Below are 7177 nucleotides of genomic sequence, written 5' to 3' on the forward strand. Positions count from 1 at the left end.
GGAGATATGATGACAGAAAGAGATTATAATGCCTCGAATATAGATATATTGGACGGGCTTGAGGCTGTAAGATTAAGACCGGGCATGTATATATCAACGACTTCAATTAACGGACTTCATCATCTTGTTTATGAGATAGTGGATAATTCAGTTGATGAGGCGATAGCAGGTTACTGTAATCTGATAGATATTACAATAAATAAGGATAATTCAATTACTGTAAGGGATAATGGCAGGGGAATACCTGTGGATATACAAAAAAAGGCTAATAAATCAGCTCTTGAGGTTGTATTTACAGTGCTGCATGCGGGAGGAAAGTTCGGAGGCGGAGGATATAAGGTTTCAGGGGGCCTCCATGGTGTAGGTGCTTCAGTTGTAAATGCGTTATCTGAATGGCTTACAGTAAAAGTTTATAGAGATAATAAAATTTATCAGATGGGATTTAGTAGAGGTAATGTTACGCAAGGTTTGACTGTAATAGGTGATTGCAGTGAAGATGAAAGCGGAACTGAGGTTACATTTTTTCCTGACGGAAATGTTTTTGAAGAAACTGTATTTGACTATGATACATTAAAAAACAGGTTTAGAGAGACGGCATTTCTGACAAGGAATTTAAAGATTAATATAAAGGATGAGAGATACGAGGAAAAAAGGGAAAATTCTTTTCACTATGAGGGTGGATTAAATGAATTTGTTGCATTTTTAAATAAAGAGAAAAATCCTTTTTATGATAAGGTTATCTATTGTGAGGGTATAAGAGAAAATGTAAATGTTGAAGTTGCTATGCAGCATAATGATTCATATAGTGAAAATATATATTCATTTGTAAATAATATAAATACTCCTGCAGGAGGAACTCATCTTACAGGCTTTAAAAATGCAATTACGAAAACTTTTAACGATTATATAAGAAAAAATAAACTTATAAAGGAAAGTGAAGAAAATCTAAGCGGAGAAGATATAAGAGAGGGGCTTACCGCAGTTATATCAATCAAAATAGAAAATCCTCAATTTGACAGTCAGACAAAGCAGAAACTTGGAAATTCGGAGGCAAGCCTTGCTGTAAGCAGTATTATAAATGAGCAGCTTACATATTTTATAGAGCAGAATCCTCAGATTGCAAAAAAAATATGTGAAAAGGCGATAGGTGCTATGCATGCAAGACTTGCTGCAAGAAAGGCAAGAGATATTACAAGAAGAAAGTCTGCACTTGAGGGGCTTTCTCTCCCCGGCAAACTTGCGGACTGTTCAAGTAAAAATGCAAGTGAGTGTGAGATTTTTATAGTGGAGGGTGATTCTGCGGGAGGTTCTGCAAAAAATGCCAGAAAAAGAGATACACAGGCTATACTTCCCTTAAGAGGAAAGATACTTAATGTTGAAAAAGCAAGACTTGATAAGATATATGCAAACAGTGAAATAAGATCTATGATTACCGCATTCGGAACTGGTATACAGGATGATTTTGATATTGAGAAACTAAGATATCATAAGATTATAATTATGACTGATGCCGATGTTGACGGTGCACATATAGACACACTTATGCTTACATTTATATACAGATTTATGCCTGAGCTTATAAGGCAGGGTCATGTATATCTTGCAAGACCGCCTCTTTATAAGCTTGAGAAAAATAAGAGAGTGTGGTATGCATATAATGATGATGAGCTTGCAGATATATTAAATCAGGTCGGAAGAGATGCAGGCAATAAGATTCAAAGATATAAAGGACTTGGTGAGATGGATGAGGAGCAGCTTTGGGAAACTACTATGGATCCTGAAAGAAGGGTTTTACTTAAAGTTGTTGCCGATGATGAGATAAGAAGTGAAATTGATCTTACCTTTACTACGCTTATGGGCGATAAGGTTGAACCGAGAAGGGAGTTTATAGAAAAGAATGCCAAATTTGCAAAAAATTTAGATATATAATTATTTTTAAATTTAATCTAATAGAATACTGATTTAATAACCGTTTTCAGGCTATATATGTATGTGCAAAAAATCATATATGAATGATTAAAAGGATCTGCGATTTTAGTGTAGAAAACACTTAATAAGTTTTTATATAAAGATGTTGGTGCCAAAAGATAATAAATTCTCTTACAAGCAAGCTTGCATCGAATTTTTATACTTTTGAAACTTATATCCTATAAATAAAAACAGGAAAAAATATTAAAAAAGGATAAGATACAGACACACTTTTCCTGTTTTAAGTTTTAAAATATGTCTGTGCCTTTATTAAGGCTTTTGGTATTATTATATGGAACCTAATGTTTTCGACAAGTTTGACGAGATTGACTTAAAGAAAACCATGGAAAATTCTTATATAGATTATGCTATGAGTGTAATAGCTTCAAGGGCGCTTCCTGATGTAAGAGATGGTTTAAAGCCGGTACAAAGGAGAGTTCTTTTTTCAATGATAGAGCTTAATAATACTCCTGATAAGCCACATAGAAAATGTGCACGTATAGTCGGTGATACTATGGGTAAATATCATCCGCACGGAGATTCATCAATATACGGTGCACTTGTAAATATGGCACAAAGTTGGTCCATGAGATATCCGCTTGTTGACGGACATGGAAATTTCGGCTCTGTGGATGGCGACGGTGCCGCGGCTATGAGGTACACTGAAGCAAGATTAAGTAAGATAGCTATGGAGATGCTTTCTGATATAGGGAAGGATACGGTCAATTTTACACCTAATTTTGATGAAACGGAAAAAGAACCTTCTGTACTGCCTTCAAGATTTCCAAACCTGCTTGTAAACGGAACTACCGGTATTGCAGTAGGTATGACCACAAATATTCCGCCGCATAATTTAAGAGAAGTTATATCGGCTGTTGACAGGATTATTGATAACAGGATAGCAGATAAGGAAACTGTTCTGGATGATATATTAAAGATAGTAAAAGGACCTGATTTTCCCACAGGTGCCATGATACTTGGCAGCCGTGGTATAAAGGAGGCTTATAAAACAGGCAGAGGTAAGGTAAAGGTCAGAGGAATAAGCTCAATAGAGCAAATGCCGAATGGAAAAAGCCGTATAATTATAAGTGAGTTGCCATATCTTGTAAACAAGGCAAGGCTTATAGAAAAGATAGCCGAGCTTGTAAAGGATAAAAAGATTGATGGTATAACCGACTTAAGGGATGAATCAAACCGTGAGGGTATGAGGATAGTTATAGAACTTAGGAAGGATGTAAATTCAAATGTAATATTAAACAGGCTTTATAAACATACGCAGCTTCAGGATACATTCGGTATAATAATGCTTGCACTTGTTGATAACCAGCCTAAGATACTGAATCTTCAGCAAATGCTTGAACTTTATATTAAACATCAGGAAGATGTTATAAGCAGAAGGACGGCGTATGATTTAAAGAAAGCTGAAGAAAGGGCACATATACTTGAAGGGCTTTTAAAGGCTCTTGATCATATAGATGAAATTATAAAGATTATAAGATCAAGTCAAAATATAGCCGAAGCAAAGGAAAAGCTTATAGAAAGATTTGAATTTTCACAGATTCAGGCACAAGCTATATGTGAGATGAGATTAAGATCTCTTACAGGTCTTGAAAGAAACAGACTTGAAAATGAATATGATGAGCTTAAGATTAAAATAAAGCTTTATAAAGAAATACTGTCTGACAATAAAAAACTTCTCGGCGTTATAAAAGAAGAAATAAATATAATAGCCGGAAATTTCGGTGATGACAGAAAAACAGTGTTCGGTCAGGATGATGAATTCAGTGATGAAGATCTTATACCTGTTGAAGATACAGTTATTGCAATGACAAAGCTCGGATATATAAAAAGGATGAGCCCTGATAATTTTAAATCACAGAATCGTGGTGGAAAAGGTATCAAGGCGATGCAGACAATAGAAGAAGATTTTATAGAAGATATAATAATGACAAATACGCATAAGGATATAAACTTCTTTACAAATCTTGGAAAGGTTTATAGATTAAAGGCTTACAGGATACCTGAGGCAGGAAGGACTGCAAGAGGAAATTCAATAGTCAATCTGCTTAAGCTTGATCCCGGTGAGAGTGTAACTGCGATAATTCCGAATGAAGAGAATGATAGATTTAAATACTTTATAATGGCTACCAGAAAGGGAATGGTTAAAAAGACTCATATATCGGAATATGAAAATGTAAGGGCTAACGGTCTTACTGCAATAGCACTTAATGAAGATGATGAGCTTATAGAGGTAAAGGCTGCAAATGGTGATGATCATGTAGTTCTTGTTACAAAAAATGCAAAATGTATTGTATTTCATGAAACGGAAATAAGAATTACAGGAAGAAAAACACTTGGAGTGAGAGGAATAAGACTTTCAGGTGATGATGTAGTTATAGGTATGCAGATGAAAACGCAGGGTGAAACTCTGCTTGTAGTGTCAGAATACGGTATGGGAAAAAGGACAAGTCTTGGTGAATTTAGAGGTACACATAGAGGAAATAAAGGATTGGCATGTTATAAGCTTACTGAAAAAAGCGGATGTCTTGTAGGTGCAAAGCTTGTAGATGATGACAGAGAGATATTTATAATCACAAATGAAGGTATACTTATAAGGATAGAGGTAAGCAAGATTTCAAATATAGGAAGAGTAACTTCAGGTGTAAAGCTTATGAATATTGACAGAGAATCCGGTATAAAGGTTGCGGGTATTGCCAAAGTAAGGGAAACTAACAGAGATGATGAAGACGAAGAAACAGGAGCTGCACAAAATAAGGAGTAATTAAATATAGGCATTAAAAAATATTATTTTAGGCATATAAAGGAGAATTAAAAATATGCAGGCAATTTTTAAGGCTATAAATGATTTATTCAGTTTTATAATACCTTTGTCAGATTTTTTATGGGATTTTCCTACCAATTTTGAATGGTATAGAAATATTCCTATACTCGGAAATTTTTCATTTGCTATAATATTGCTGGTTGGTTCGGGTATTATATTCAGCTTCAGACTCGGTTTTGTACAGGTTACTTACTTTAAAAAAGGAATTAATGTAATGACCGAGAAAAGAACCATAAAAACAGGTATTTCTCCACTGGCATCATTTTTTCTAAGCACTGCAATGCGAGTGGGTCCAGGAAATATAATAGGTGTTACCGGAGCCATAGCCACAGGAGGTCCGGGTGCGATATTTTGGATGTGGATATCCGCTTTTTTCGGAATGGCTACCGCCTATATGGAAGGTACTTTATCACAGATATTTAAAGAAGAAAAAGGTAATGAGTTTATAGGAGGACTGCCTTTTTACGGAAGAATGCTTTTAGGAAATAAAGTGGGAGTAGGAATTTTCCTTTCACTTTTATATATTTTTTATGCTCTATGCTGTCTTCCGGCACAAGGATTTAATGTAGTGTCATCAATAGGGCGTATGGCTGAAATAGCAGCCTCAAGAACTATAGAATCCAACTCGACATTTTATTATATTACAGGTGTGCTGGTAGTTATAATTACCGCAATTATAGTTTTTGGAGGAATAAAAAAGGTTTCAAGGATAACTGACAGAATGGTGCCGGTTATGGCAGTGCTTTATGTTGTAGTGGTACTTATATTAATAATTATTAATATAGCTCAGGTTCCGTATTTTATTAAATCTGTATTTTCAGGTGCATTTAAACCGGAGGCATTTTTTGGAGGAGTTTTCGGTACGGTGCTTGCACAAGGTGTAAAAAGAGGGCTTATGTCAAATGAAGCCGGACAGGGTACTATAACTATGTCAGCGGCAACTGCTGAGACAAAACATCCCTGTGAGCAGGGAATTATATCATCAATAGGCGTATTTCTTGATACCATAGTTATATGTACGCTTACAGGTTTTGTAGTAATAATGGCACATTGCTGGAGTACGGATCAAAAAGAGGCATGGGCTGCCCTTGATAAACTGCCTAAGTTTACTGAATCAGTAGCAAGACTTACTCCGGGAACCGCTTTTAATGCAATTATGACATTTCTTGTAACGCTTTGCTTTTGTCTTTTTGCATTTACCTGTCTTTTAGGAATGATAAGCTTTTCAGAAATAGCTGCAAACAGGATAAGTAAAAATGCTGCTCTTATCAATACGGTAAGGATTGTATCTTTGCTTGTAGCAGGATTCGGTATATTATGCAATATAGCCGGACTTGAACTTGGTAATCTATGGGCATTTTCAGACTTAGGGAATATACTTATAGTTTATTTTAACGTTCCTATAATATATATAGGAGCTAAATGTGTTATATCTGCGGATAGACATTATAAGAAAAATGACGGTACGCCTTTTACTTCAAAAATTATAGGAAGAAATGACTGTAAGTATTGGGATACAAGAGCGTTAAATAGTTAGTTTTTAATTTTAAATATTCTCTAAGGAAGTGCCGACTTTAATCGGTATTTCCTTAGAGAGCCCTTTATTATTGAAAAAATATGAAAAATAAGCAAAAACAAGATTGACAAAACCTTATAGAGTCTTATATAATAGCTATTGCCTTAAAAAGGGCAGTTTGGAGAAATACTCAAGTATGGCTGAAGAGGCGCCCCTGCTAAGGGTGTAGATCGGGCAACCGGTGCGAGGGTTCAAATCCCTCTTTCTCCGTTTAAAGTATAAATTACAATAATTAAATTATTGTATATAATCTTGTCTTATAAAGACCGGGTATTTTATAGCGGGTTTTTTTAAATTATTATTTAATATTACATATTGTGTTGATTATTTTTAAATAAAATTTAAAAAACTCTCATATAACGGTTGACAGATTTAAACTGAATATGATATACTTTAAAAGTTGCTCCAAAGAGCAGAGAACCTTGAAAACCAAAGATTAAACAGTACACACAACCCTGAAATTTCTTAAAAACAATAAGAAATGCAGCATGTATAAATTTATTTATATATATATTGTATATATATGTATACTTATGTATATTATTTATAAACTGAAATTTAAGTTTATAAATGCTGCACCTTGCCGCAAAGAAGCGGCAGGTTTCAAGGAACGAAAACCTAAAAAACCAAGTAAAAAAGGAAACAAATGCCGGCAGGCATAATGAGAGAATCAAACAGAGAGTTTGATCCTGGCTCAGGATGAACGCTGGCGGCGTGCTTAACACATGCAAGTCGAACGGAGACTTTTTCAGTGCAACCTTCGGGGAGCAAGAGGAAAGTCTTAGTGGCGG

General features: G+C 35.0%; 3 protein-coding genes, 1 tRNA gene and 1 rRNA gene. All 5 read left to right on the forward strand.

Translation table 11 applies throughout. The annotated features are described in order from the left end of the window. The first annotated feature begins 9 nt into the window (after nucleotides 1-9). A complete protein-coding gene (gene gyrB, locus HMPREF9333_RS10480) occupies nucleotides 10-1929 on the forward strand; it encodes a DNA topoisomerase (ATP-hydrolyzing) subunit B (RefSeq protein WP_005541907.1) in 1920 nt (639 codons plus the stop codon). Nucleotides 1930-2260: 331 nt separating this feature from the next. Further along, on the forward strand, nucleotides 2261-4750 hold the full coding sequence (gene gyrA, locus HMPREF9333_RS10485; protein ID WP_005541909.1) for a DNA gyrase subunit A: 2490 nt from the start codon (nucleotides 2261-2263) through the stop codon (nucleotides 4748-4750). 55 nt (nucleotides 4751-4805) lie between these two features. Further along, entirely contained in the window at nucleotides 4806-6347 is a 1542-nt protein-coding gene (locus tag HMPREF9333_RS10490) for an alanine/glycine:cation symporter family protein (protein WP_005541910.1), read from the forward strand. Nucleotides 6348-6506: 159 nt separating this feature from the next. Continuing rightward, nucleotides 6507-6596 (forward strand) — tRNA-Ser (locus tag HMPREF9333_RS10495). A gap of 461 nt (nucleotides 6597-7057) precedes the next feature. Beyond that, nucleotides 7058-7177: ribosomal RNA gene (locus HMPREF9333_RS10500) — 16S ribosomal RNA — on the forward strand; the annotation flags it as partial.

The organism is Johnsonella ignava ATCC 51276 (assembly GCF_000235445.1).
In the GTDB taxonomy this organism is placed as follows: Bacteria; Bacillota; Clostridia; order Lachnospirales; family Lachnospiraceae; genus Johnsonella; species Johnsonella ignava.

Bases quoted from the DNA above. Each gene is read 5' to 3' on its own strand.
- gyrB (WP_005541907.1), top strand. From the start codon at position 10: ATGACAGAAAGAGATTATAATGCCTCGAATATAGATATATTGGACGGG.
- gyrA (WP_005541909.1), top strand. From the start codon at position 2,261: ATGGAACCTAATGTTTTCGACAAGTTTGACGAGATTGACTTAAAGAAA.
- HMPREF9333_RS10490 (WP_005541910.1), top strand. From the start codon at position 4,806: ATGCAGGCAATTTTTAAGGCTATAAATGATTTATTCAGTTTTATAATA.